The following is a 24,434-nucleotide window of genomic DNA, read 5'->3' as shown; positions in this document are numbered from 1 at the left end:
TCTTCATCCATTATGTGATAGAAACGAACGCGCTGGAGGTTGATTAGATGACGCTAGCGATTATTGGCGGCGGTATTGGTGGACTTGCATTAGCGGCAGGTCTGCATAACTTGGGGATAAAGGTGCATGTATTCGAGCGGGCCCGTTCGTTTAAGCCCCTCGGTGCCGGCCTTGGACTAGGCAGTAACGCGATGCTTGCCTTAGATCGAATGGGGGTAAAGGAAGATGTGGCAAAGGTCGGAATGCCGCTTCAGGAACAGCGGTTTTTAAATGACAAGCTAGACGTGATGAATCGGATTGACTTTTCTCTATTAAAGAAGCGCTTTGGTGAGGAGACGGTGACGATTCATCGGGCGGATTTGCATGAAGCGTTATTTCGTGCGGTCGAACCGGATTATTTTCATTTTGATAAACAGGTAACGGACTTTGTGCAACACGACGATCATGTCACCCTTACTTTCCAGGATAACACCACTTATGAAGTTGATTACGTTATTGCTGCGGATGGCATTCATTCGATTTTTCGCCAAACGTTATTACCAGACAGCCGGCCACGTTACGCAGGTTATACGTGTTGGCGTGGGATTACGAAAAATAAGGGTGATGTTATGCCGCACATATCGTCGGAAGCTTGGTCTGCACATGGTCGATTCGGGTGGGCACCGCTTCATGACGGGAATGTGTACTGGTTTGCGTGTGTCAATGCGGATGAGGGAGATCACTACTATGCGCGTTTGGATAAAGGCAAGACAGCGCGGTTGTTTGCGCATTTTTCTTCTACGGTAGAGCGGTTGATCCGTGAAACCGAGGATGCTTTCTTTTTACATCATGATATATATGATATGCAACCGCTCGATTCCTTTGTATACGGACGTGTATGTTTATTGGGCGATGCGGCTCATGCGACGACACCGAATATGGGCCAAGGTGCTGGACAAGCGATTGAAGATGCTTATGAACTCATGCGCGCAATCAATGAGGAAACCTCCATATCGAGGGCTTTGTCACGTTATGATGCGAAACGTGTAAAAAAAGCAAAAAAAGTCATCAAGCTTTCGCGACAAATCGGACGAGCCGCGCAATGGCAGCATCCATTATTGATTGGATTTCGAAATACCGTGTTCCCATTTATTGAATATTGCATCCATTTTGCTTGCATCCCGATTCGTATTTCGAAATACCGTGTTCCCATTTATTCCAAAATCGTGGCTTTTTCGCAGGCTGACGTTTTTGTTTAAGTGAATGCAAATGGCAGGTGATGCACCCAGGATGAAGGTGCGGAACTCGGGTGGGGCGCGCCCTCAGCTCGAGTGAAAATCCCCGATGTTCCTATTACCACATTAAGCGAACTGGTGTGCGCAATTATTTACAACAATAACCTCATAAGTAGTTCCGCCAAACCTGAAGACCCACCAGTAAGATCATTTCTCTATTAATAAAACCCACGAAAAATGAAAAAGAACCATACCGCAAGCAAAATAACGTTCCAACCGTAAACATCTGTAATATTGAGTTCATTTCATAATCATTTGACACTTTTTCTTTGGTGATATATATTCACCTTATGCAAAAATGTTAGTGTAAGTGAATTATTTCTGTGGTAAGAAACAATCACTTTCATCTAACAGGTGGTTCTATTTCAAATGGATTGCCATTGCTCCCGGGTGTTTGCTTGGGAGGCTATTACAGTGTCATTAATGGGTTTAAGCACATCTTAACGAGGTCGTCTTATTCCTAATTTGTTCAACTAACAATTAGTAGGGGGAGAAAACAACACTGATGGACTGCTGCATCTTGTATTGTAGGTGTTGCCTATGTTTCGAATCGTTTAGTGGATATGCTCGACGTGATTGGTGAAAGATTTGGATGGTTTGAGTTGTTTCGTGGTGGCAATTGGTTTGGCGTATGATTGGCCACTTATTTCATCATGGGGCTTGGGCATGATTTTGTTTCTTGTCGTGGCTGTTTACGGTCATTTAACATGTTACTAATCCTGACTCAGGCTCCCCAGCTTCATTCGGGTAGATAGAATGCTTGTTATTTTTCCCTCCCCCATCCGCAGGCACGAAAAATCTTATTGTGGTAAAGTGTCATGTAGTGTCGTGTAAGGGAGGATTTTTGAACAATAAAGTGACATAGTGTGCTGAAATATTTCCTGGGCAATAAAAATGTCAAAGCGTGTCAATTTAATAGATGGACTAGCGAATTACAAGATAAGAGGGTACTTATTAAGTCTTAAAATTAAGATAAGAAAGCTGGTGAAGCAAAACGTGAATGCTTTTGATAAAATAATCTATCATGCAATCAATAGCTTATCAGGACATGTAGCATGGATCGACCATGTAATGATGCTCATTTCCCAGCATGCTATTGAAGTGTATGGGCTCCTTTTTATACTATTTTGGTTTGTGCTGCCAAGATCGAAGCCGCAATCCAGACACACGCTGGTTGTCGCCTTTTTTTCCGGTGTCCTTGCTATTGTAATTAATTTTATTATTATCCATATTTGGTTTCGTCAGCGCCCGTTTGTAACGTTACCGCCGGATAGTTTTAATCAATTGATACCACATCAAGGAGATGCATCTTTTCCTAGTAACCATGCATCGGGAAGTGTTGGCTTTGCGTCAGCAGCCTGGGGACAGAATAAATGGATCAGCCGAACATTTACGATCTTTGCTATTCTTGTAATGTTTTCAAGGGTTTATACCGGTGTTCACTGGCCGACAGATATTTTAGGAAGCCTTGTTATTGGAGTAGCGTCAGGCCTTTTGATGAAAAGATGTTCAAGATTTTTGTATCCGCTAACCCGTTACGGTATAAAAATCTTTCGTTTGCAACCTAGAAAAAGCCGCAGTCGTGATGCGGCAAATGGTTAGATGTGACAAGCAGCCCAACTCGAGCGACGTGCGAACTCGCGCGAAAATGGGAAAAGTCGCGCGGCCCGAGCGACAGGCACTCGAATTCGAGCGACACGCACCGCCACTCGATAACCATCCCTTCTCGAGTTCAAAAACTTGAATGCTTCATAGGAAATAGCTATACTGGGAGTTAGGAGTTTTTGGAATTGTTTTTCAATTAGCTTGAAGAAAGGATGGAATAAAATGAAAGCAATTGTTATGGAACAATATGGGCATGCGGATGTCTTGAACTATACGGAAATTGATGAGCCTGAGCTGAAACCGAACGATATATTGATAGAAATTAAGGCAACTTCGGTCAACCCGGTTGATTGGCAAATACGTGAAGGCTATCTACAGCAAGCGATTCCCTATGAATTTCCGCTGATTATTGGCTGGGATGCAGCAGGTGTCGTAAAAAAGATTGGGTCGGATGTCAGCAAATTCTCGGTTGGAGATGAAGTCTATTCAAGTCCGGATATGATGCGAAACGGCACCTATGCGGAATATGTGGCGGTTGATGAAAATATGGTGGCGAAAAAGCCGCGCAATCTGACATTTGAAGAGGCTGCTTCCATTCCACTAGTTGGGCTGACGGCGTGGACGTGTCTTGTGGATGTGGCCAAAATGACTGCAGGTGAACGCGTCTTCATTCAAGGGGGACCCGGTGGTGTTGGCAGTTTCGCTATCCAATTGGCCAAAGCTTATGGCTGCTGGGTCGCGACAACCGGAAGCGGCAAAAACGTTGATTTCCTCAAGCAGCTTGGCGCCGATCAAGTCATTAATTATGAAGAAGAGAATTTTGAAGATGTGCTTTCCCCAGTGGATATCGTTCTGGATACATTAGGAGGCGACGTTCAAAACCGCAGTTTCAAAGTGCTGAAAAAAGGCGGACGCCTCACATCCACAACAACGGCCCCGGATGAACAATTGGCGAATGACTATGAGGTGAACGCCTATCAAGTATCGATGGGAAGAGACGGAAAAACGCTTGCGAAAATCGCCGAACTACTCGAATCGGAAAAAATCAAACCGGTTGTCGAGCACGTAATGAACTTGTCAGATGTGAAGGAAGGTCACCGCATGAGTGCCACCGGTCACGCGCGCGGAAAGATTGTGCTGAAAGTTCACTAGGGTGATTGTGTCTTAGTAAACATGGTGTATACCAAATAAATCGCCAAAATTAAATCTCATCCTAAAATCCGCCCAAAGTCCATTTGGAAATGGGAGGGCGGAATTGGGTGAATTTTCTTACAGCTGAGATGGGTTTGACCTATCCAAAAGATGATTTTCGGCCGCCGCCGAAAATCGTCCATTATGGGCAAGGTAATAGGTTGAGGATATTTCAACAGGGATGTACGTCTAGCCGAACAGGACAGTGTGTCGCACTTGAGTGAGAGCCCGCCCCATTTGAGTGACGCACGCCCCAACCCGAGCGACAAACACGCCAACTCGAGCGACGCGCACCCGAACTCGAGCGACAGGCACCCGAACTCGAGCGACGCGCACCCGAACTCGAGCGACAGGCACGCCAACTCGAGCGACAGCCCGCCCCACTTGAGAGACAGGCACCCGAACTCGAGCGACGCGCACGCCAACTCGAGTGATGCTCGCCCGAACTCAAACGAGATCCGCCCAACGCTTTCGACCGCATACCTCATTTCTATGAAACTTTTATCTCAAAACGTCTCTATTGTTTTCATATCTAATTTTTCCTATAATGTTTATAGTCGATTGGACGGGATGTAGCTCAGCTTGGTAGAGCACTAGCATGGGGTGCTAGGGGTCGCAGGTTCAATTCCTGTCATCCCGATAGGAAAAAAACTTGAATCCACTGTGGTTCAAGTTTTTTAGTTTTTTATGTAGAAATTTATAGATTCTGGTTACTGAGGCCAACTGAAGTACCAATTCAGCTACATCCGGCTCCGGCGTACTAGTACAGGTGTTACGACAGGACGTCGCGAAATAAATTTGCGACGCACATGACTTACTAACGCCGGCGTCGTCACAAGACGTTCCGTATTTAGTCGGACAGCGCTAAGGGTTGTAGCGACACATCAGCAAGGAACATCGACGGATTAACGGCAACCATCAACGGATTAGCAGTCAACATCGACGGATTAGCAGTCAACATCAACGGATTAGCAGTCAACATCAACGGATTAGCAGTCAACATCGACGGATGAGCAGTCAACATCGACGGATTAACGGCAACCATCAACGGATTAGCAATCAACATCAACGGATGAGCAGTCAACATCGACGGATTAACGGCAACCATCAACGGATTAGCAGTCAACATCGACGGATTAGCAGTCAACATCGACGGATTAGCAGTCAACATCAACGGATTAGCAGTCAACATCGACGGATTAGCAGTCAACATCGACGGATTAACGGCAACCATCAACGGATTAGCAGTCAACATCGACGGATTAACGGCAACCATCAACGGATTAGCAGTCAACATCGACGGATGAGCGGCAACCATCGACGGATTAGCAGTCAACATCGACGGAAGAGCGGCAACCATCAACGGATTAGCAGTCAACATCGACGGATTAGCGGCAAGCATCAACACATCAGCAAGGAATATCAACGGTTCACGGGCAAACATCGACCCTGTGACGTAAGGGAGAGTGACTAAGAATGGAAAAGGCAGTTGATTGAAGTTACATCATTTGGCGTGTAGTATGGTATGATAAGAGTTTTTTATGCAGAGGGGGGCAGGTGGATGAATTCAATGAATCTATCACGTTTTCATAGACGTTTAATTGTGGCGATTACATTATCGGCATCTTTTTTATCTGTTCTGACGCAGTTTCTGCTTATTACGGCGTTTCCAAAAATCATGGAGGAGTTTGCCATTGACTCAACGGATGTGCAGTGGCTGACAACTGTCTATATGTTGACGATTGCCGTTCTCATCCCGATCACGGCTTATTTTATTGATACATTTAAAACACGACATTTAATGATGGGTGCCATGTCCCTGTTTGCGGTGGGTACTTTAATCGGGCTGGTGGCACCTTCTTTTCCTATTTTGCTGGTGGGGCGCGTTTTCCAGGGAATGGGCTCCGGCATTATGATCCCACTCATGCAGACGATTTTGTTTCTGATGTATCCTAGGGAAAAAAGAGGGTTTGCGATGGGGCTGGCAGGGCTTGTGATTAACGTTGCGCCGGCAATTGGTCCGCCTATATCCGGTGTGTTGGTTAACTATTTTAACTGGCGTGCTTTGTTCCTGGTAACCCTTCCGATTGCAGCCTGTATTCTGTTATTGGTTTTCTTATTTATGCGCAATATTACGGAACAGCGAAAAACAGAAATCGATTTCTTATCCATTTTATTGTCGACGATTGGTTTCGGCGGCTTGCTTTATGCTTTCAACCAAGTAGAGGAGGGCGGAATAACTGACCCGGCAACGCTAGCCAGCTTAATTGCAGGCGGGGTGGCACTGGCTTTATTTGCGATTCGACAGCTGCGGCTTCCGACACCTATTCTGGAACTCCGTGTGCTTAAAGTACCTGTTTTCGCCCTGGTTGCGTTCATTTCAATCCTGGCTTTCAGTTTACTTATATCGACTGAAACGATGCTGCCGATGTATGTGCAGAACGCCCAGCAATTATCAGCCTTTTTCGGTGGCCTGATTGTGATGCCCGGGGCGTTGACACTTGCTGCCATGTCGTTGTTTGCCGGAAATTTGTTTGATAAATATGGCGGTAAAATCATTGCGATTATCGGTTTTATGTTGCTTTGCTTAAGTACGCTCGGATTTCATTTTATCCTTGGTCTCGATACGCCTTTCGCTATCACGATGGTTTTATTCATGCTTGCCATGGCCGGTGTTGGATTAATTAATATGCCTATCATGACTGCGGGTATCAATGCGTTGCCTGATGATTTGATTCCACACGGGACGGCGGTTGTTAATACAGCCCGACAGTTTGGAGGATCGCTCGGCTTAACGTTTATTATTTCGTTTATCAGCAATGTTGAATCCGGATCTGAAGCTATAAATCCCGCTGCTTACTTGCTTGGTGTGAAAACCGCCTTTTTCGTTGCTTTTGTGTTTGCGGTGACAGGATTGCTTTTCTCCCTTTTTCTAAAAAAAGACAAACAGCCTGCTAGAGGCAGAAAATAATCAAATGTAATTAGCATTGTTTAGGTGTTTGGGTGCCTTGCACGTTGATAATGAGGAGGGATGCTGGGTGGTTTATAAGTATATGCTTATATTTTTGGGTGCAGCGGTGCCCTGGCTGGAAGTGATTGCGGTGGTGCCGGCAGGGATTGTGTGGGGGTTGGCGCCGTTTTTGGTCATGGTTGTAGCGTTTATGGGCAATATGCTCTCGGTGCTGGTGGTGATCTTCGGGTTCGATCAATTAAAACGCTGGTATGTCAGGAGGCGGGAAGCAAAAGGGAAAGAATCCTCCAAAGGCAGCCGCCGAGCAGTTGCGTTTTTCCATAAGTATGGTTTGGCTGGTCTCGGGTTGCTTGGACCATTGTTAATCGGGACCCATATTGCCGCCTTTATTGGTATGGCACTAGGCGCATCCAAGCGGGCAATGAGCATTTGGATAGGAGTAGGCATTGCTGTATGGGTTGCTATTTTCGGAATCACAACCGCACTCGGCTTTGACTTTTTCACACAAAGTATATAGCGCTTGGGACTGCCGTGTTCGAAAGGTTTCTGAATGGTATAGGGGTCAGGCATGCCATCAATTATTTAGTATAACGATTAGCATAACTTGATGCTACGAAAGCATCCGGTTTGATTTTTGGTTCGACTCCAATTGCCTCCATACGATTAACCATTTCATTAACGAATTTACGTGTTTTATTCTTTGTTCCAGCTCCAATATCAATATGCCCTTCCATCTTGAATGAGGCTCCTTGATAAATATGAGGGAGGACGATATTGATTAGTTGTTTTTTCTTTTCCTCTGTAAATAAGGAAACAATCTCTTCTGATAGGGACATTTCATAAGACATTCGCTCGTGCAAATGCGTCATTTTTCTTGGGATAATCACTTTTCGTATACATGCCCATACACCTTTTCCTTTATTACGGATGACAATTCCAGTGATGAAAATGGTTTTTTTAGGGTGAACTTGTGAATCAGTCCCTACGATGAGACGATGATTTCCTGTAGGTTGTGAACGCATGAATGTTGCAATATGTTCAAAAACCTGATTAAATGTCATGTAACTCTCCTGCAGATTTTGAAAATGATAGTGGTTATCTGAATCATTTCCCATGTGTGTTCATCCCACTTTCTTAATAAAGAAATCTGCTTCTACCTTTATTTTATGGTATGCGGGAAAGGGTTGTGAATATGAGGGGACAAGCTCCTTGGGCCACTATTTCAAGAACCGCGGGGACAGGCTCTTTGGGCTACCATTTTATAAAAAGGTCTTGTCATTTTTAATCGGCCAATAAGTGATATAACAGTTAGCAAAATCAGTAGTAAACAATACACATCCTAAAATATATGGAGGTACATTCAATGGGGAAAAGTAAGAAAAACACAGGTTGGGCAGAGGCTAAGAAACGATGCCGACTCAATCAAGCCGATGTACGAATGGCGAAGGATCTCGGTTTGAAGCCGAAAAGTTTGATAAAAAACATTCCATCACCACAGCAGTCATGGAAAGCACCTGTCAAAGTATGGATTCGCGAATTATATGAAGACAAGTTCGGCAAGGTGCTCGACAGCGAATAGAACCACAGGGACAGGTTCCTTGGTCCATCGTTTAACAAGAATTACGGTGGGAAGTAAATGAGCTAAACTTCACCAAAAGGACGGAGGAACGCTAACACCAATGATGCTTACCATTCTCCCTTTTTAACCGATAACAAAAGTTTTTCCACTCATTGTTGAATTGTACACACGTCAGTCTCTCAAGTAAAACAAAACAATCAAATAATTCGAAATTAAACTTGACAAGCTTCCGTAAACCATGTATCGTAACAAAATATGTGATTCGTATTATTTATTAATGAGCACTCACAAACGTAAATGATGTGAGTGTTCAAACTTTAGGAGGAATTTATTTTTGGCGAATTCAAGTAAGCGTAAGAATGGTCAAACTATTGACAAGACTGTACTTATTCTAAGTGGTGGAGCATTGCTAGTGTTTGTGATCCTCGCTTTGATTAGTAAGGGTATGGTTACAGACAGTGTGAATTATTTATTTAATCTGTCCGCGACTTATTTTGGACCTATTTATCAATTTCTTATGTTAGGAACATTTTTTATTGCTTTATATCTAGGGTATTCGAAATTTGGGAACATCCGCTTAGGGAAGCTGGATAAACCCGAAATGAGCAATTTTAAGTGGATTTCAATTATTATGTGTACATTGCTGGCAGCAGGTGGGGTATTTTGGGCCGCTGCAGAACCATTAAGTCACTTTTTAACGGTACCGCCGCATTTTCCTGGTATAGAGGCTGGTACGTCTGAGGCAGTGGCACCCGCGCTTGCTACCAGTTTCATTGATTGGGGCTTTCTTGCCTGGGCAATACTAGGTACACTTGGGACGTTTGTTCTGATGTATGCCCATTATCATCGTGGTGCACCGCTAAAACCAAGAGCGTTGTTGTATCCGATTTTCGGTGATAAAATAATGCAGAAAAAAAGTGTGTTTGGCGCCATAGTCGACGTATTTTCAGTTCTCTCTGTAGCGGCTGGTACGATTGGGCCGATCGGTTTTCTTGGTTTGCAGGCAGGTTATGGACTGAGCAGTTTGTTCGGCGCACCGAATAATTTAACGGTCCAAATCATCATTATTGCTGTCCTTGTCATTGCAGCTGGGATTTCTGCAGCCACCGGTATTCACAGAGGGATTCAGCTTATGAGCAGTTATAATGTGATTTTATCTATTATTCTAGTTATTGTTATTCTTGTACTTGGCCCGGCGATGTTTATATTTAACTCGTATTTGGAATCATTTGGTCTTTATGTTGAAAACTTCATCACGATGAACACCTACCGCAGTGATCTCAGCTGGCTCGGCGGATGGACGGTCTTTTTCTTTGCCTGGTTCCTGGGTTATGGACCGATGATGGCAATGTTTGTTAGCCGTATTTCCCGTGGACGCACCATCCGGGAGATTGTGACTGCCGTTGCGGTTATTGCTCCTGTTGTCACGACATTCTGGTTTACCATCGTCGGTGGAACAGGGATTTCTGAGGAGATGAAGAATCCGGGCGCTGTATCGGGACCCTTTAACGAGGGCGGTCAGCCAGCAGCGATGATTGCTATTGCGCAACAATTGCCACTTGGCACGATTATCGGTTTTCTTTTGCTGGTGACAACCATTATCTTCGTTCTGACAACGACCGATTCGATGGCGCTTACGATTTCAATGGCCATTACCGGACATGGCGACCCGTCTAAATGGTTGCGCGTTTTCTGGGCATTCCTCATGGGACTTGTAGCGACTGTCCTGATATCCATTGGTGAATCCAGTATCAATGCGCTGCAATCCTTTATTGTAGTGACGGCCGTTCCCGTATCCTTACTAATGCTGACTACATTCTGGGGCGCACCGCGTGTCTGCCGGACGCTTTTCAAAGAACAGAACTTGTGAACCGCGGGGACAGGTTCACTGGTCCACCATTTTATGGAAAAAATAAGATTAACTTGGCATTCACAATAAGACGTTGTGAATGCCAAGTTTTTTAATTGTATACGTTGGCACCTCTACAATTCTTCATTCAAATAATGATATAGACCATTCTCATTATGGGTGTATTCGGTGACCTCATCAGCCACTGCTTTGATGTTTTCATGCGCATTTTTCATGGCGACAGCATGTGCCGCGAGATCAAACATTGGCAGATCATTTTCTGCATCCCCTACAGCCATTAGTTCGTTTGGGGAAATATTATATTCATCAAGTAATAGTTGAATCCCGGTTGCTTTCGATACATTATCAACCATGATTTCAACGTTGTGCAGGGAAGAGGAAGAAGTTGTGAACGGTTTTTCCTGCTTTAACTGATTCAAATAGTTTTTCCACTCATTTATTATCCCGGCGTCCATGCTAAAAAAGTAAACCTTTATGATATCCTCATACGTAATCTCTTCCACCCACGTTATTTCTTTTTCAAGTGCATTTATACGTGAGTGATATTCATTAGCGGAAAGTGTCTCGGCTTTTTCTTTGTTCAATTCTGCAGTGAAGGTTGGAAAATCCTTTTTAACTGCGAAACGCTTCCCTTCCGCTGGGTGGATTTCATAGTATATATTATTTGCTCTAGCGTGTGCTACTGCTTTATTAATTAATGCTGAGTCCAGTGTATGTTGCGCAATTTTTGTGTTTCCTTTATAGCTGATCATGCCATTAGCTGTTACAATTCCATCTACTTTAAAATCGTTAGGCACTACATCGTATATCTCTGTTATGGTTCGCCCCGTTGCTAAAAAAATGTGATAATCTTTGGCACGCAAGTCACCAATAAGTTGAATTAGTTTCGAATCAACTGTATTATACGCATCAAGAAACGTACCATCCATATCCAGTGCGATTGCTTTTGTATGCATAAGTTAAGTTCAACCATCCTTTTTCTTATTTAAATAAATGATATAGGCAATAACTAGAGTATAATGAGTGGAAGGCAATTTTACAAGAAGTTGCAAATCCGGCATTCTTGAATTTCTCAAATCCTGGCTGGAAATCTGCATCAAAAATAAAATGCGCCTCTGAGCGATCCCTGTCGAAGGAGATGGTTCGGAGGCGCACTTATTTTTACGGCCTTGGAGGTGCTAATAACTTTAAATCAATTCAGACAAGACTTTTTCATAGGCTTCGAGTGTCTGATTTACTTCTCTCTGTCCATGAACGGTTGCGATGCTATAGCGATTTAATGGCTTTGTGTAGATGCCTTGTGTAAGTAAGCCTAAATCTAATTCTCTTCTTAAAGCAAAATCAGATTGTTGGAGATCACGATAATGATTGATCGTTTCCTTTTCGGTGATCACAACATTAAAAATAGATCCTACGCCGACTGTTTGCATACTAATGCCATATTTACCAAATAATTCACAAATCCCTTGTTTTAATTGATTAGTAATGCTAAATACGTGTTCTATCTCTTGTTCCAGCACGTTAATCGTTGCAAGACCGGCAGCAAGTATAGTCGGATGTCCATTATATGTTCCGCTATGGAAAAGTGTATCTTTTGCCTTTGACTGATGACTTTGACTGGAATCGAACACATCTGAGGAGGCGGATGGTGCACTGAGTTCTAGAATTTCCTTTTTGCCACCAATGATTCCTACAGGGAACCCCCCTCCAACTACTTTTCCTAAGGTTGTAAGATCTGGCTTTATGTTATAAAAGGATTGAGCCCCACCAAGTCCTATACGAAAACCTGTTTTTACTTCATCAAAAATAAGTAGAATTCCCAGTTCTTCCGTTATTCTTCTCAATCCATCCATAAAGGACTGTGTAGCAGGGATAAATCCACCTTGTATTGGCTCCGTGATGACAGTAGCAATTTCATCTTTGTTCTTTTTTAGTATTTCTTCCGTAGCCTCAAGGTCATTAAATGGTAGGACAATGGTATTTTCCTCATGATAAGGATCTATTCCTTTCGATTCACTTACAGCTGTTGGCTGGTTAGCTGGACCGGCATTTTTTATTGGTGGATTGACACTAAGCAACACTTGGTCATAGCCACCATGGTAGTGCCCTTCGAATTTAGCAATCTTATGTTTTCCAGTAAAAGCATACGCCATGCGGAGTGCTAAAAGCGTTGCTTCAGTTCCGGAGTTTGTATACCGTACTAACTCCATGCTTGGGTATAGCTGTTGAATTTTCTTTCCCATTTCCAACTCAAGTTGATGGGGTGTTCCAAAAAGAAAGGTGCCGTCTTCTTTGATTTGGTTTTGTACAGCCGTAATAACTTCTGGGTGCCCATGACCAAGCATTAAAGCCCCATAGGAAAGAAGGTAATCAACATACGCATTTCCGTCTACATCATAAAGGTAGGCGCCTTCTCCCTTTTGCATGATAACCGGATATGGATCGAATGATTTAATATTAGCTGTAACCCCTCCAGGCATCATTTGTTTCGCACTTTCAGCAAAGTTTTTCGACCCTTGGGTTTTTGCGATGTATTGTTTTTTCATATTGCTTGACGTTCGCGTAGTCATTGCAATCACCTCGTAATAATTATTTCTCATTAAATCATAAATGAAATATTTATTACATAATAAACGACAGTAGCTATTTTGTAAATGTTTTATCTGCCAACGTGAAATTTTTATTGCAAAAAGTAAAAGCCAAACTAGCATGAAAAGCAAACGGGAAAATTAATAAAGGTTGTATGACCGGGATTAAAGCTGCTATTATATAAATGTATTATTTCCCCGAATAAGTTGAAACAAATATTTCAATTCGCCTTGAAATGATCAGAAAGGTGCAAACAGGGCCCATTTATCCAAAGCAAAGGAACTATGATACGATGAATTCTCATGATGTATACCAACATATTTCTGAAAAAATGACCTCGATGAGTAAATCACATAAAAGAATAGCGACTTATATCTTAGAAAACATGAATACCGTACCATTTTTTACAGTAGCCAAACTGGCAAAAAAGGTCGGAGTAAGCGAGGCAACGGTTGTGCGTTTCGCATCATTTCTGGGGTACGCCGGTTATCCGGAGCTGCAACAGTATATGCAAAACGCTGTAAAGCAGCAGTTAACAACTACAGAGAGGCTGAAAATGTCGTCCCAAGTCTATGAAGGAAGAGAACAAGGCATTTATGAAATTTTTAAGGATGATATGGAAAACCTTCAATCTACCATGGAAAAGCTGGATGTTGACGCTTTTTACAGCGCTGTTAATCGTATAAAAAAAGCGGCAAACATATATATTTCCGCCAATCGAAGCGCGACTTCATTGGGCGTCTTTCTTCATTATTATTTGCGAATTATTCAAGGGAATACTGAGCTTGTTGAATCACTGGACAATATTTCTGAGCAATTATATGAATTAAACGATAAAGATGTCGTCATTGGGATCAGCTTTTCCCGTTATTCGGTAAGTACCATTAATACGATTTCATTTGCAAAGGAACAAGGGGCTACAACCGTTGTTATAACGGATAATTTATTGTCCCCACTCATCCAATATGCCGATATTACTTTAACAGCATCAAGTCAAATGCCGACATTTATCGACTCGTTCACAGCCCCACTCAGCCTTATTAATGCATTAATCGTTCACGTCGGTAAAGAACGGATGCATGAGGTAGAAGCACGGCTTGAAAAAATGGAAAACATATGGGAACAGCTTGACATCTTTCGTGATTGACCCGAGGGGACAGGTTCCATGGTCCACCTCACACGGAAAAACGTAGAAATGCTGGTGCCGCAGTAACGCTAGGAATAATCAATGAAAATTTACATTTCCCCAGTTTGGTATCCATTAACAAGCTGGGGGTTACGTATTTACAAACAACTTTGATAGATAGTTCAAGTGTCATCGCTTCCCCTTGTTATAACATGGCTATGTCTACTAACGAACAAAAAGGACTCGATCACCGCTACATTCTTTTGTACAATCCTTCCATACATATATATTCAAACCTTTCCATTTTTCAAATTTTTATTGTATGAATGTGTACAATCTGTTAAAATGCTATGAAATGACAGAAAATTATATATTGTAGAAAAGGCAGGTGTGATAATAATAAACAGTCACCTATACCCCTATGTATTAAATTATTAGAATGTTGGAAACAAGGGAGGAAGAAATATGAGTCAACCAAAGAAAGAGCCAATCAAAAACGGCAAAATTTGGGTAGTGTTTGGAGTCTTGATTGCATTAATAACACCGTGGTATTTTCCAGAAAGCTTTGGAGAAATGCTTGTTTATGGTGTGCCACTCTGGGCGATTTTTATTATAGCAGCTTCATTGCTGTTATCTGCGTTTTTATCCTATGTCATCAAGTATCATTGGATGTTGGAAGAGGAAGAAGAAGAACATGAACAGGAAGGAGTGAATTAGTGTGGATTTAGCCTTTTCAGGATGGTCTGGGATTTTAATTCTTGTTGTATATGGATTAATCATGCTTGGCGTCGGCATTTTTACATACTTGCGGAACAAAAATATTCATAACAGTCTTGATGAATATTACCTAGGCGGTCGGGGACTCGGCGTCATGGTCTTATTTTTTACGTTTTTTGCGACACAGTACAGTGGAAATACGGTTGTCGGCTATCCGCCGTCTGCATACCGGCAAGGTTTTGAATATTTAGTTTCTGTGCCATTTTTCATTATGATTATTATGGGTTATCTATTGTTTGCGCCACGGCTTTATAAAATGGGTAAGAAGTATAAATTGGTGACACCTGCTCAATGGTTTGAAAAGCGGTATAAATCAAAAGCGATTACTATTTTAGCTTCATTGCTTATGCTTTATGGGTTAGGTAATTATTTACTTGAACAGCTGGTAGCGATTGGCCAAGGTGTATCCGGATTGACCGGCGGAACCATTCCGTATCAAATTGGTGTTATTTTCTTCGTCGCCATTATGATTATTTATGGTTGGCTAGGTGGGATGCGGTCAGTGGCCTATACTGATACGATTCAGGGAATAGCTTTACTGGTCGGTGTCTTCATGCTGTTAATCGGATCTATTATTTATTTTGGCGGTTTGCCGACATCAGCGGACTATATGCAGGCTTATTCCCCCGAAAAATTGGGAATTCCAGATGGCCCGGGGGTGCGGAATTGGCTCAGCCTTCTTGTGATGATAGGGATTGGCGCTGCTGTTTATCCGCATGCGATTCAGCGTATCTTCTCGGCTAAGAGTGAAAAAACATTAAAGCGTTCGTTCAGTCGTATGGCATGGATGCCGTTTTTGACAGCTGGTGTCGTGTTCGTTATCGGGATTATCGGAATAAGTGCGTTTCCAGGACTTTCGACAGGTGAATCCGAGCAGCTTGTCGGAAAGATGGCAAGCGCAATCGCTAGCCAGCATATCATTTTCTATTGGTCTATGATTTTGTTGTTTGGTGGTGTTATTGCTGCGATCGTTTCAACAGCTGATTCCATATTACTGACATTCTCATCGATCATTTCGAACGATTTGTACGGGGGGTATATTAATCCGAACGCCTCCCAGCATAAAAAATTACTTGTCGGCAAACTGGTAGGTGTTGTGGTAGTTGGCATCCTCATTTTGGTCGCTTGGTTTCCGCCGGGGACGTTGTACGAGATCTTTGTCCTGAAATTTGAATTGCTGATTCAGATCTCTCCAGGCCTCATTCTTGGCTTGTACTGGAATTGGCTGCGTCGTACAGCAGTTTTTGCAGGAATGCTGGCCGGAACATTAGTAGCCTCGTTTATGACCCTCTTCGGTGCCAGCTTACTCGGCATTCCTAGCGGTTTATGGGGACTACTCCTGAACACAATGATTTGCATCGTCGGAAGTATGGTTATGAACGCCTCCGCAGTAGAGGAAGACGAAGCAAAGCAAGTTATAGGCATGTAAGTGAACCGCGGGGACAGGTTCCTCGGTCCACCATTTTATGGAAAAAATAATAACCTTTTACTTTCAAGAAGACAGTGAGGAGCATTTCGCCATACAGTTTCCGCTGTGGGAGCAAGGTAGACTTTTGGCATGCAGATTAAAAAAAGAAATGGATCTAAATCGGTAAAAGTGTCATGTGATATGTAGCATGACACTTTTCGTGTGACGAACAGAGAAATAGACAGGGAAATAAGACTAGATGACAAGAAACGCGTTAAGTTGAGGGTGATCTCGTGAAGCATTGTCTCAGTGATTTGGATTCTAGAGGAGGGGGGACTGGAACCGAAAAATATTTGTGTAATAAAATGACATATTTCCCCAAAGTATTTCCTGGGAAATAAAAATGTGAAATGGTGTCGAAGCAAAAGGGTAATCCCTGCTTTTTGCTTAATAAATGTTGAAAATGTTTGCGTCGTATGGTTGCTTCTTGATAGTGTTGATAAGCGAATTAACACTCAACAAAAAAGCTTACGTGAATCTAAATAGCATCCGTAAGCTTTTTTCGCAACATATTGATTTGCATCATGTAAATGGCATCAATTATATTGTCTGCGGTGACGTTGAAGGCCTGGGTGGATGGTTTCGCCTTCAGCTGTTGCTAGCTCAGCCACTTTTATTAGGTCCTCCCTAGAGGCATACAGGCAGACCAAGACTGGTGTATAGTTCGATATAACGTTCTATTTCGTCAACATTGTGTTTTTCCTGAGCTAGCTGGATATGTGTACCAAATGCGTCTTTTTCCCCATGTGTCATGTGGTGAATATCGCCTTTTGAAGCTGTTCCCTGTATTAAAAAGCAGTACTTATATCAGCTTTTTATCGGTGTTTCAATAACGATATCGTTTAATTTAACATTAACTGGATTTGCTAATGTGTCGCCGACCGGACAGGTTTTTTCAATGAAGGCAATAAATTCTTCTACTTTGTCTTTGGGAGCATCCGTTTGAATATGAATATTGTATGAAATATCGCTATATCCTGGACGAACATCCGCTTTGTGCATCATGCCATCGATGTCAAGGATACCTTCCAACTCTACCCAGAAATCATCAAGCTTAATATTAAATTGATTTGCGTAAGTTCGTGCGGTAATAGCCTGACAAGCACCTAAGCCAGCTAAAATCAATTCGACCGGATTCATACCGGTATCGGTGCCGCCAAGCTGCTTAGGTTCATCAATTGCTACCTCGAATCCTCTACTCTTTGCTTTAACCTGCATACCATCATGTAAATTAGCCGTCACATTAAATGAAGTCTTTGCCATGACACATAACATCTCCTTCTCCAATATTGATGTTAACATCCTTACATATTTAACATAACATTAAGGATATCAAATTAACATGAATAAATTGTGAAATGTTGAACAAGTTACCTGGACCTTAAGGTAGGAAGTTTTTTTCCGTCATTTTGTTGGCGCAGGGGTTATGATTGGAACCAAGCGACCCAACGTTCAATTTGCGTATGATCTTTCGAAGTTACATGGGATAGTGATTTGACTGTGTATAACCGTCTGAGTGAAGGAGAAGTAGGTAAGCGTGCTGTATCTTTTTGAAACTACTCTTGCGATAAACGCTCGAACCTGGGTGAGAACATGCCCAATTCGAGCGAGAGCGCATCCATGGTTGTAATTATTTGGATTTTGCAAAGTTCGTAACTACTAAAAAATCGGTTCGACCCCATTCTGAATCCGCATTTCATTAATCGTTCTCCGGATTTGGTCTAAAAAATTCCGTTTTAAATTTAGTGCGCTGTCGATCAATCGGTGTTCTTGTTCCAAGGTTAAATGACATTCTTCAAATTTGATTCCATTTCCTCTTAACCAACCAATAAATGTCAGCTGTTCTGTTGTAACATTTTGATTCAAATAAAGAATGCGAATGGCAAGGTAATCTTGATTATAGTTATGAACAAAACGTTGTAGGTAAATTTTATTTATGATGTTTTCTTTTTGCTGGTGTACGGTTTCTGTCTCTATGTGGGATGGCGGGGCTAAGTAAAGTTGTATATCTTTTTTTTGTTTGCTTAGAAAAGCAGCCAAGTCATTTTCAGTATATAGAAAGTCAGTAGTTAATTTTGTTATGATGTCATGTCGATTGTACCAGTTTGTTATATTGTTCTTAAACACCCAGTCCAGTGTGAGCAAATAGCACTCATCTTCTGCTAAATGATAATAGGCTTTACAAGGTACGAGTGTATTTGAGCTATGTACGCTACGGTATGCGAGAAGTGTTGTATATCCTCCTAATAAAAGGTAATGCCCACTTGTTGGATCAAACGTCACTTCCGGTAAAATGGATGAGACACGTTCATTGGAAATTTTCCTTTGTTCAAGGTTGAACTGTCTATTGGGAATTTCCAAATCGTCAATAAAAGGTTCGATACATTGCAGATTGATGTATACAAGCTCATTCGGTCGGGTAATTGGGTTGTCATTCATAGGCTGTCATTCCTTTCACCAACAACCTATGTTCTGTGACGATTGTCCTATTCCGGTTATACATTTTGAAGGAAATAAATATAGAGGATAAATCCGTTTACAAAAAAAGACTCACGGAATCTTGAATCAGATAGACGTCCGGATCCAGCTGTTACAGGTGCTTTTCACCAGTAAGCATGTGCAATTGAAGCTATATTGCTATTAGCATTAACACCTAGTTCTTAGCTAGTTTCTTTCTCTCACAATGAACAGTCCACAGCCGCAAATTCCTGGACGGTATCAATGAACTTTTCCATCGTAGAGGTAACATATGATTCTGCGTGCCAAATGAAAAAAGTAGATATGTTGCTGTATTTATCGGGAATCTTGTGACAATGGATAGCGCCATCTTGTTCTAGTTGACGAACCGTGGATTGTGGAACAAGACTAATTCCAAGCCCTGATTTAACACTACCTAAAATCGTTTCTAACGTGCCGAATTCCAGCACGCTCGCATTAATAACGCCCTCATCATAAAGCCAGTTTTCTAACTTTGCACGGTAACTGCATCCTTCACTAAAAACAAGCAGTGGTTTTCTTTTTAAATCCTCGAAGGAAATATGTTCATTATTTGATATTAAAACCAGCTTTTCCTGGAAAACTTCCACTTGTTCAATTTCTGGGTGATGATCAAAACCCGCTACAAATGCGCCATCCAGTTTTCGGTTCAAAACTTGATGGATCAGTTCTTTCGTAACATCGGTTATAAGTGATAAATCAACATTGGGGTAGTTTCTACAATAGGCGGATAAAATGACTGGCAGATTGATAACCGTTTCCACTGTGCCAATTTCCACTGTTCCTGAGGGATTGTCGGAATCTTGAAATGCCTTTTCCATTTCATCCAGCATGAGAAGAATTTTCTCTGAGTAGTGCAAGAGCTTCTTTCCTTCAGAATTGAGCGTTGTCCCTCGGCTATGTCGGTGAAATAATTCTGTTTTTAGATTGGACTCCAGGGATTTTATTCTGGCAGTCACGTGTGATTGCACATAACACAGTTCGTCAGCAGCCTTACTAATGCTTCCATGGTGAGCAACACTTTGAAAAATAAGCAAATCTTTTATTTCCATTTGCACCCCTCCGATAAGCAATTCGCCTTCAATCATCATTTATAGTGATAAAAACCATCTTTTTCAATCATTATACAAAAAGGTGATTTAATTTTATAATAATTAAAAACATTTAACAAGTTGCAACTATTGAAATAGTGAAAACTAATAATTACAACAATCTATTCCAAAAACCAAAAAGACATTCTTCAAGAGAGGGAAAAAGTTTTGGCACCACTATTTACAACGGGGGTGGTGGATGTAGGCTAGCTTATTCAATCAAGTGATCTGGCTAGGAATATTGCCGGATATCAGTCCCGATGATAAAAATCATCATTTCAAATTATTATTTATGAAACCGCTTTCGCCATACGATTCAGCAAGGGGATTAATTAACTTAAAATTCGCAAATGATGATTTCGCTCAAATCCTATGTTAAATGACAAAAGTAAACTTTGTCTTATGTATTAGCCTTATCCCTAAAAATGAGAGGAGATTAAGAATGGTTCGAGTTGGAGTGGATGTTGGTGGTACGTTTACTGATCTGATATTAGTAGATGAATTAGCAAACAAAATTAATGTGCACAAGGTCCCAAGTACAACGCACGATCAATCCGTTGGTGTTATTAAAGGAATTAAAGAACTCTGCAAAATAAGTGATGTGGACGTTGAGGATGTTGAGTACATTTTGCATGGAACAACAGTTGCAACCAATATTACCATTGAGGGGAATGGTGCGAAGGTAGGTATGCTCACAACGAGAAATTACCGTGATATTCTTCATATTGCCCGTCATAAAAAGATAGAAAACTTCTCTATTCAGCAAAGTCTTCCATGGCAGGATAGCCCCTTGGTGAAGCGACGACACCGCCTTCCGATTACGGAAAAACTTCAAGCACCAGATGGGCGTATTCGTTTTCCGTTAGAAGAGCAGGAAGTACGGGATGCAGTGAAAAAATTGAAAGCGGAGGATGTAGATGTCATTATTGTAGGCTTTCTTTTTTCCTTCCTTAATGATGTCCATGAAAAACGAGCAAAAGAAATCGTTCACGAGATTTGGCCGGAAATAAAATGCTTTACATCCAGTGAAGTTGCCCCCAGGATACGTGAGTATGAACGTTTCAGTACGACAGCAATGAACGCTTTTGTTGCCCCTAAAGTGAATCAGTATATTGATAATCTGGTTTCATCCCTTGAAGAAGCAAACGTAAAGGGGAAACTACAGATCATGCAGTCTTCCGGCGGGATGGCATCTTCCCAAAAAGCTACGATGACACCGATGAATCTATTGAAGTCAGGGCCAGCGGGAGGCGTGCTTGCGGCTTCATGGTGGGGACAATTGGACGGGATTGAAAATGTAATTAGTGTCGATATCGGAGGCACTTCCGCAGATATTTCCATTATCCCTGATAAAACGCCTAGGGTGGTAAATCCGAGGGATGCAGAGGTTAATAGTTATCCAGTGGTTACCCCAATGCTAGAGGTTGATACGATTGGTGCCGGTGGCGGTTCGATTGCCTATGTTGATGCTGGTGGGGCATTTCGGGTTGGACCCAAAAGTGCAGGATCGACACCAGGACCTGCTTGTTACGGCCAGGGCGGTGAGGACCCTTGCGTAACGGATGCTAATGTTGTCTTGGGAAGGTTGGATCCGGAGCAATTTCTTGGTGGAGAAATTCCTCTTCAACCAGAAAAAAGTACTGAAGCTATAAAGAGCAAGGTAGCAGATAAATTAAATATGTCCGTGGAAGAAGCAGCATTTGGCATTCTAAAAATAATTAATAACAATATGGCACTTTCTATCCGAGAAAACTCCGTCCGTAAAGGAATTGACCCGAGAGATTTTGCATTACTAGCAGCAGGTGGGGCGGGGCCACTTCACTCCATAGATTTGGCGGAGACCATTGGTTCAAAGACTGTAATGGTTCCGAACTATCCTGGAATTACGGCTTCAGCTGGTTTATTAATCAGTGACTTAAAATATCATTTTAATGCTTCTTGTATTGAGAGTTTAGAAACGATTTCGAAAGACCTTGTCTCTAAACTTGGTAAACAGTTGCAGGATTTGGAGGATCAAGCTGCAAATCAGCTAATTCGGGATGGAATCAGTCAAGGTGATATAACGTATGAACGGATTGCCGAATGTCGCTATATAGGGCAAGGTTTTGAGTTGAGAGTGCCCATACCGGAGGGGAAGTTAACGAAACAAAGCATAGAAGAGATTGTTTCAGGTTTCCATTCGATGCACAAACAGGAATATGGTCATCATTTTCCCGAAAATACGGTGGAGCTCATTTCTCTGGATATTGTTGCAATCGGAAAAACACCATCTTTTAAACTGCCGCAGTTAGAAGAAATGGGGAGAACAAATCCTAAGACAGCATTTATGTATGAGCGTCAAACCTATTTTGAGGTTAATGGAGAAATTAAAAGTATGCCAACACCACGTTACCAGCGAGAAAAATTATTGGCAAGTGATCGTATTACAGGACCCGCTTCCATCATTCAACGTGATTCAACATCAATTGTTCCACCGAACTGGCAGGTGGTCGTTTCACCGCATGGTACGTTGCTTGCAACACAGAATGAAGAAAAGACAAGGACATCTCAAACTTCGAATTTTACAGAGGTGGTGACGAGTGATGAATAAAAAAATTGATCCAGTAACCATGCAAGTTATTGGAGGAGCGCTGGATACGATTGCAAAAGAGATGTCGCATGTGATGCAACGGATGGCCTACTCTTCTTTAATTCGAGAATCTGAGGATCTTGGTGCTGGGGTGTTCACCAAATTTGGAGAAACGCTTGCCGAATCAGATTCCACGCCAATGCAGCTTGGATGTCTTCCCGGATATATTGAAGGATTTCAGGAGGTGCTAGGGGACAATCAGCATCCAGAAGACATCATTTGGAACAATGATCCGTATGCCGGTGCGTCACATTCGCCCGATGTATCCCTTAGTCAACCTATTTTTTACAAAGGGGAGTTAGTTGGTTATGCCGGAACAACGGCCCACCATCTAGACATAGGTGGTGCGCAGCCAGGTTTAATCGTGGACGCTCCCGATGTGTATGCAGAGGGTCTGGTATTAAATGGTGTTAAGTTATATGACAAAGGACAGCCGAATGAAACACTGTATGAGATCATTCGACAGAAAGTACGCACTTCCTCCCAGGTAATTGGTGATCTGGAAGCACAGGTGGCTGCCTGCAGATTGGGAACAAAAAGGTTCATTGAGCTTATCGAAAAGTATGGAAAAGATACGGTTCTTGCGGCTGGGGAAGAATTAATGAATTACTCTGAACGAATGATGCGCAAGGAAATTTCCAACATTCCTGATGGTGAATACGAGGCAGAGTCCTGGCTTGATGACGATGGGATCAATCTGAATGAAAAGTTAAAGGTACACGTAAATGTCATTAAACAGGGGAGTGAACTGGAAATAGATGTATCCAAATCTGCAGATCAGGTAGCCTCAGCTTTCAATGCTGCCTATTCCGGTGCTTTATGTGTGGGGGTATACAGTGTGGTGCGTTCTATATTTCTGGATACCTATACACACGAGGAATTTGTTCCGGCCAATCATGGCGTGTTTCGCCCAATTAAAGTAACAGCAAGGAAGGGAAGTATCTTTAATCCAATCCGCCCTGCAGCTACTTTTAGTCGGGCTAATCAAGTAAACACTGCTGCAGATTTAATTATTAAGGCATTGACACCAGTCATACCCGAAAGGACCTGTGCAGGGAGCGCAGCCAACATCCAGTTTGCATCGTATTCTGGTTTAGATGAGGAGCATAATTATTGGGTATATATTGAAGTCAATGAAGGTTCTTACAGAGGCCGCCCGGAGAAGGATGGAATGGATGCAATGGACTTTAGTTCATGGAACACACGAAATAATCCGATTGAAGACCTTGATATGCACACCCCCATGATATGCGAGCAGTATGAACTGAGAGAAGATACCGGTGGTGCGGGTAAAACGCGAGGCGGCCTTGGGATTATCCGTCGGAACCGTTTCCTGACAGATGGACTAATGTCCATGGAGGGAGATAAACACACCGTGAAACCATGGGGGTATAACGGTGGTTTGCCGGGGACAGAAGCATCATTAATTAAAAATCCGGATACAAAGCCAGAGGAGCTCCCTTCCAAATTAAATGGCGAACGTTTTAATGCAGGGGAATCGGTGAAAATTATGGTTCCATCATCCGGTGGCTACGGTGATCCATTGGAACAACAAGCAAGTAAGGTTTATGAAGATGTATTAGATGAAATCATTTCCGTGGAAACGGCGTTAAATGACTATGGGGTTGTTATTGAAAAAGGACAGTTAAATATGGAATTAACAGAAAAGAAGCGGAATGAAATGCGGCAGCAAAGGGGTGAAATGCCGTTATTTACCCAATAAGGAATGAAGAAGAATTTTAAGCATATGTGTAAGTGTAACACAAAA

19 protein-coding genes, 1 tRNA gene and 1 pseudogene are annotated in these 24,434 nt (G+C 42.3%); 13 read left to right on the top strand and 8 right to left on the bottom strand.

The window, feature by feature from the left end; all coding sequences use genetic code 11:
- The first annotated feature begins 47 nt into the window (after positions 1-47).
- The 4 genes from FFL34_RS05780 to FFL34_RS05765 all read left to right on the top strand — a co-directional run bounded on the left by FFL34_RS05780 (position 48) and on the right by FFL34_RS05765 (position 4,710).
- Positions 48-1,238, top strand: coding sequence for an FAD-dependent monooxygenase (locus tag FFL34_RS05780; RefSeq protein ID WP_138602311.1), 1,191 nt, complete (start codon positions 48-50; stop codon positions 1,236-1,238).
- 1,032 nt (positions 1,239-2,270) lie between these two features.
- Entirely contained in the window at positions 2,271-2,876 is a 606-nt protein-coding gene (locus tag FFL34_RS05775) for a phosphatase PAP2 family protein (protein ID WP_138602309.1), read from the top strand.
- A 225-nt stretch (positions 2,877-3,101) separates the two neighbouring features.
- Positions 3,102-4,031 carry an NADP-dependent oxidoreductase gene (locus tag FFL34_RS05770; RefSeq protein WP_138602307.1) on the top strand — a complete coding sequence of 310 codons (930 nt, stop codon included), beginning with the start codon at positions 3,102-3,104 and terminating at the stop codon, positions 4,029-4,031.
- A gap of 605 nt (positions 4,032-4,636) precedes the next feature.
- A tRNA-Pro gene (locus FFL34_RS05765) sits at positions 4,637-4,710 on the top strand.
- Positions 4,711-4,920: 210 nt separating this feature from the next.
- Here FFL34_RS05765 and FFL34_RS05760 read toward each other — a convergent pair.
- Positions 4,921-5,514 carry a ribosomal eL19 family protein gene (locus FFL34_RS05760; protein WP_138602305.1) on the bottom strand — a complete coding sequence of 198 codons (594 nt, stop codon included), beginning with the start codon at positions 5,512-5,514 and terminating at the stop codon, positions 4,921-4,923.
- Between the two features lie 117 nt (positions 5,515-5,631).
- Here FFL34_RS05760 and FFL34_RS05755 point away from each other — a divergent pair, with 117 nt between their 5' ends.
- Together FFL34_RS05755 and FFL34_RS05750 are read left to right on the top strand one after the other, a co-directional pair.
- On the top strand, positions 5,632-7,041 hold the full coding sequence (locus FFL34_RS05755; protein ID WP_171046286.1) for an MDR family MFS transporter: 1,410 nt from the start codon (positions 5,632-5,634) through the stop codon (positions 7,039-7,041).
- Between the two features lie 67 nt (positions 7,042-7,108).
- A complete protein-coding gene (locus FFL34_RS05750) occupies positions 7,109-7,558 on the top strand; it encodes a small multi-drug export protein (protein WP_234031437.1) in 450 nt (149 codons plus the stop codon).
- A 61-nt stretch (positions 7,559-7,619) separates the two neighbouring features.
- Here FFL34_RS05750 and FFL34_RS05745 read toward each other — a convergent pair whose 3' ends face one another.
- Complete coding sequence (locus FFL34_RS05745; RefSeq protein ID WP_138602301.1) at positions 7,620-8,156, bottom strand: ribonuclease H-like YkuK family protein; 537 nt, start codon at positions 8,154-8,156, stop codon at positions 7,620-7,622.
- A 248-nt stretch (positions 8,157-8,404) separates the two neighbouring features.
- On the opposite strand from FFL34_RS05745, the gene FFL34_RS05740 reads away from it, so the two are divergent.
- A complete protein-coding gene (locus FFL34_RS05740; protein WP_138602299.1) occupies positions 8,405-8,620 on the top strand; it encodes a hypothetical protein in 216 nt (71 codons plus the stop codon).
- A 334-nt stretch (positions 8,621-8,954) separates the two neighbouring features.
- Positions 8,955-10,490: a BCCT family transporter gene (locus tag FFL34_RS05735; RefSeq protein ID WP_138602297.1), complete on the top strand. Its 1,536-nt coding sequence runs from the start codon at positions 8,955-8,957 to the stop codon at positions 10,488-10,490.
- 113 nt (positions 10,491-10,603) lie between these two features.
- Here FFL34_RS05735 and FFL34_RS05730 read toward each other — a convergent pair whose 3' ends face one another.
- On the bottom strand, positions 10,604-11,446 hold the full coding sequence (locus FFL34_RS05730; RefSeq protein ID WP_138602295.1) for an HAD family hydrolase: 843 nt from the start codon (positions 11,444-11,446) through the stop codon (positions 10,604-10,606).
- 231 nt (positions 11,447-11,677) lie between these two features.
- Positions 11,678-13,060: an aspartate aminotransferase family protein gene (locus FFL34_RS05725; protein WP_138602293.1), complete on the bottom strand. Its 1,383-nt coding sequence runs from the start codon at positions 13,058-13,060 to the stop codon at positions 11,678-11,680.
- A gap of 311 nt (positions 13,061-13,371) precedes the next feature.
- Between FFL34_RS05725 and FFL34_RS05720 the strand changes: the two genes are divergently transcribed.
- The 3 genes from FFL34_RS05720 to FFL34_RS05710 all read left to right on the top strand — a co-directional run bounded on the left by FFL34_RS05720 (position 13,372) and on the right by FFL34_RS05710 (position 16,411).
- Entirely contained in the window at positions 13,372-14,226 is an 855-nt protein-coding gene (locus tag FFL34_RS05720; RefSeq protein WP_138602291.1) for a MurR/RpiR family transcriptional regulator, read from the top strand.
- Between the two features lie 444 nt (positions 14,227-14,670).
- Entirely contained in the window at positions 14,671-14,922 is a 252-nt protein-coding gene (locus tag FFL34_RS05715) for a hypothetical protein (protein ID WP_138602289.1), read from the top strand.
- Position 14,923: 1 nt separating this feature from the next.
- Positions 14,924-16,411 carry a sodium:solute symporter family protein gene (locus FFL34_RS05710; RefSeq protein ID WP_199799047.1) on the top strand — a complete coding sequence of 496 codons (1,488 nt, stop codon included), beginning with the start codon at positions 14,924-14,926 and terminating at the stop codon, positions 16,409-16,411.
- A 517-nt stretch (positions 16,412-16,928) separates the two neighbouring features.
- Here FFL34_RS05710 and FFL34_RS18570 read toward each other — a convergent pair.
- From FFL34_RS18570 to FFL34_RS05690, 4 genes and pseudogenes are all read right to left on the bottom strand, one after another.
- A pseudogene (locus FFL34_RS18570) lies at positions 16,929-17,230 on the bottom strand (hypothetical protein); the annotation flags it as partial.
- A gap of 27 nt (positions 17,231-17,257) precedes the next feature.
- Positions 17,258-17,713, bottom strand: a complete 456-nt coding sequence (locus FFL34_RS05700; RefSeq protein ID WP_138602287.1) for an OsmC family protein — start codon at positions 17,711-17,713, stop codon at positions 17,258-17,260.
- A 396-nt stretch (positions 17,714-18,109) separates the two neighbouring features.
- Positions 18,110-18,889 (bottom strand): hypothetical protein, encoded by a 780-nt coding sequence (locus FFL34_RS05695; protein ID WP_138602285.1) that lies wholly within the window; start codon positions 18,887-18,889, stop codon positions 18,110-18,112.
- Positions 18,890-19,128: 239 nt separating this feature from the next.
- Entirely contained in the window at positions 19,129-19,998 is an 870-nt protein-coding gene (locus FFL34_RS05690) for a LysR family transcriptional regulator (protein WP_138602283.1), read from the bottom strand.
- Between the two features lie 481 nt (positions 19,999-20,479).
- Here FFL34_RS05690 and FFL34_RS05685 point away from each other — a divergent pair, with 481 nt between their 5' ends.
- Both FFL34_RS05685 and FFL34_RS05680 read left to right on the top strand, forming a co-directional pair.
- A complete protein-coding gene (locus tag FFL34_RS05685; protein WP_234031436.1) occupies positions 20,480-22,627 on the top strand; it encodes a hydantoinase/oxoprolinase family protein in 2,148 nt (715 codons plus the stop codon).
- Positions 22,620-24,389, top strand: a complete 1,770-nt coding sequence (locus FFL34_RS05680; protein ID WP_138602281.1) for a hydantoinase B/oxoprolinase family protein — start codon at positions 22,620-22,622, stop codon at positions 24,387-24,389. Before FFL34_RS05685 ends, FFL34_RS05680 begins: the two co-directional genes overlap by 8 nt.
- The last annotated feature ends 45 nt before the right edge of the window (positions 24,390-24,434 follow it).

It is taken from the genome of Lentibacillus cibarius (assembly GCF_005887555.1).
Lineage (GTDB): Bacteria > Bacillota > Bacilli > Bacillales > Amphibacillaceae > Lentibacillus > Lentibacillus cibarius.
The sequence above is the reverse complement of the archived record's forward strand: the minus strand, read 5'-3'. Positions and strand labels throughout refer to the sequence as shown.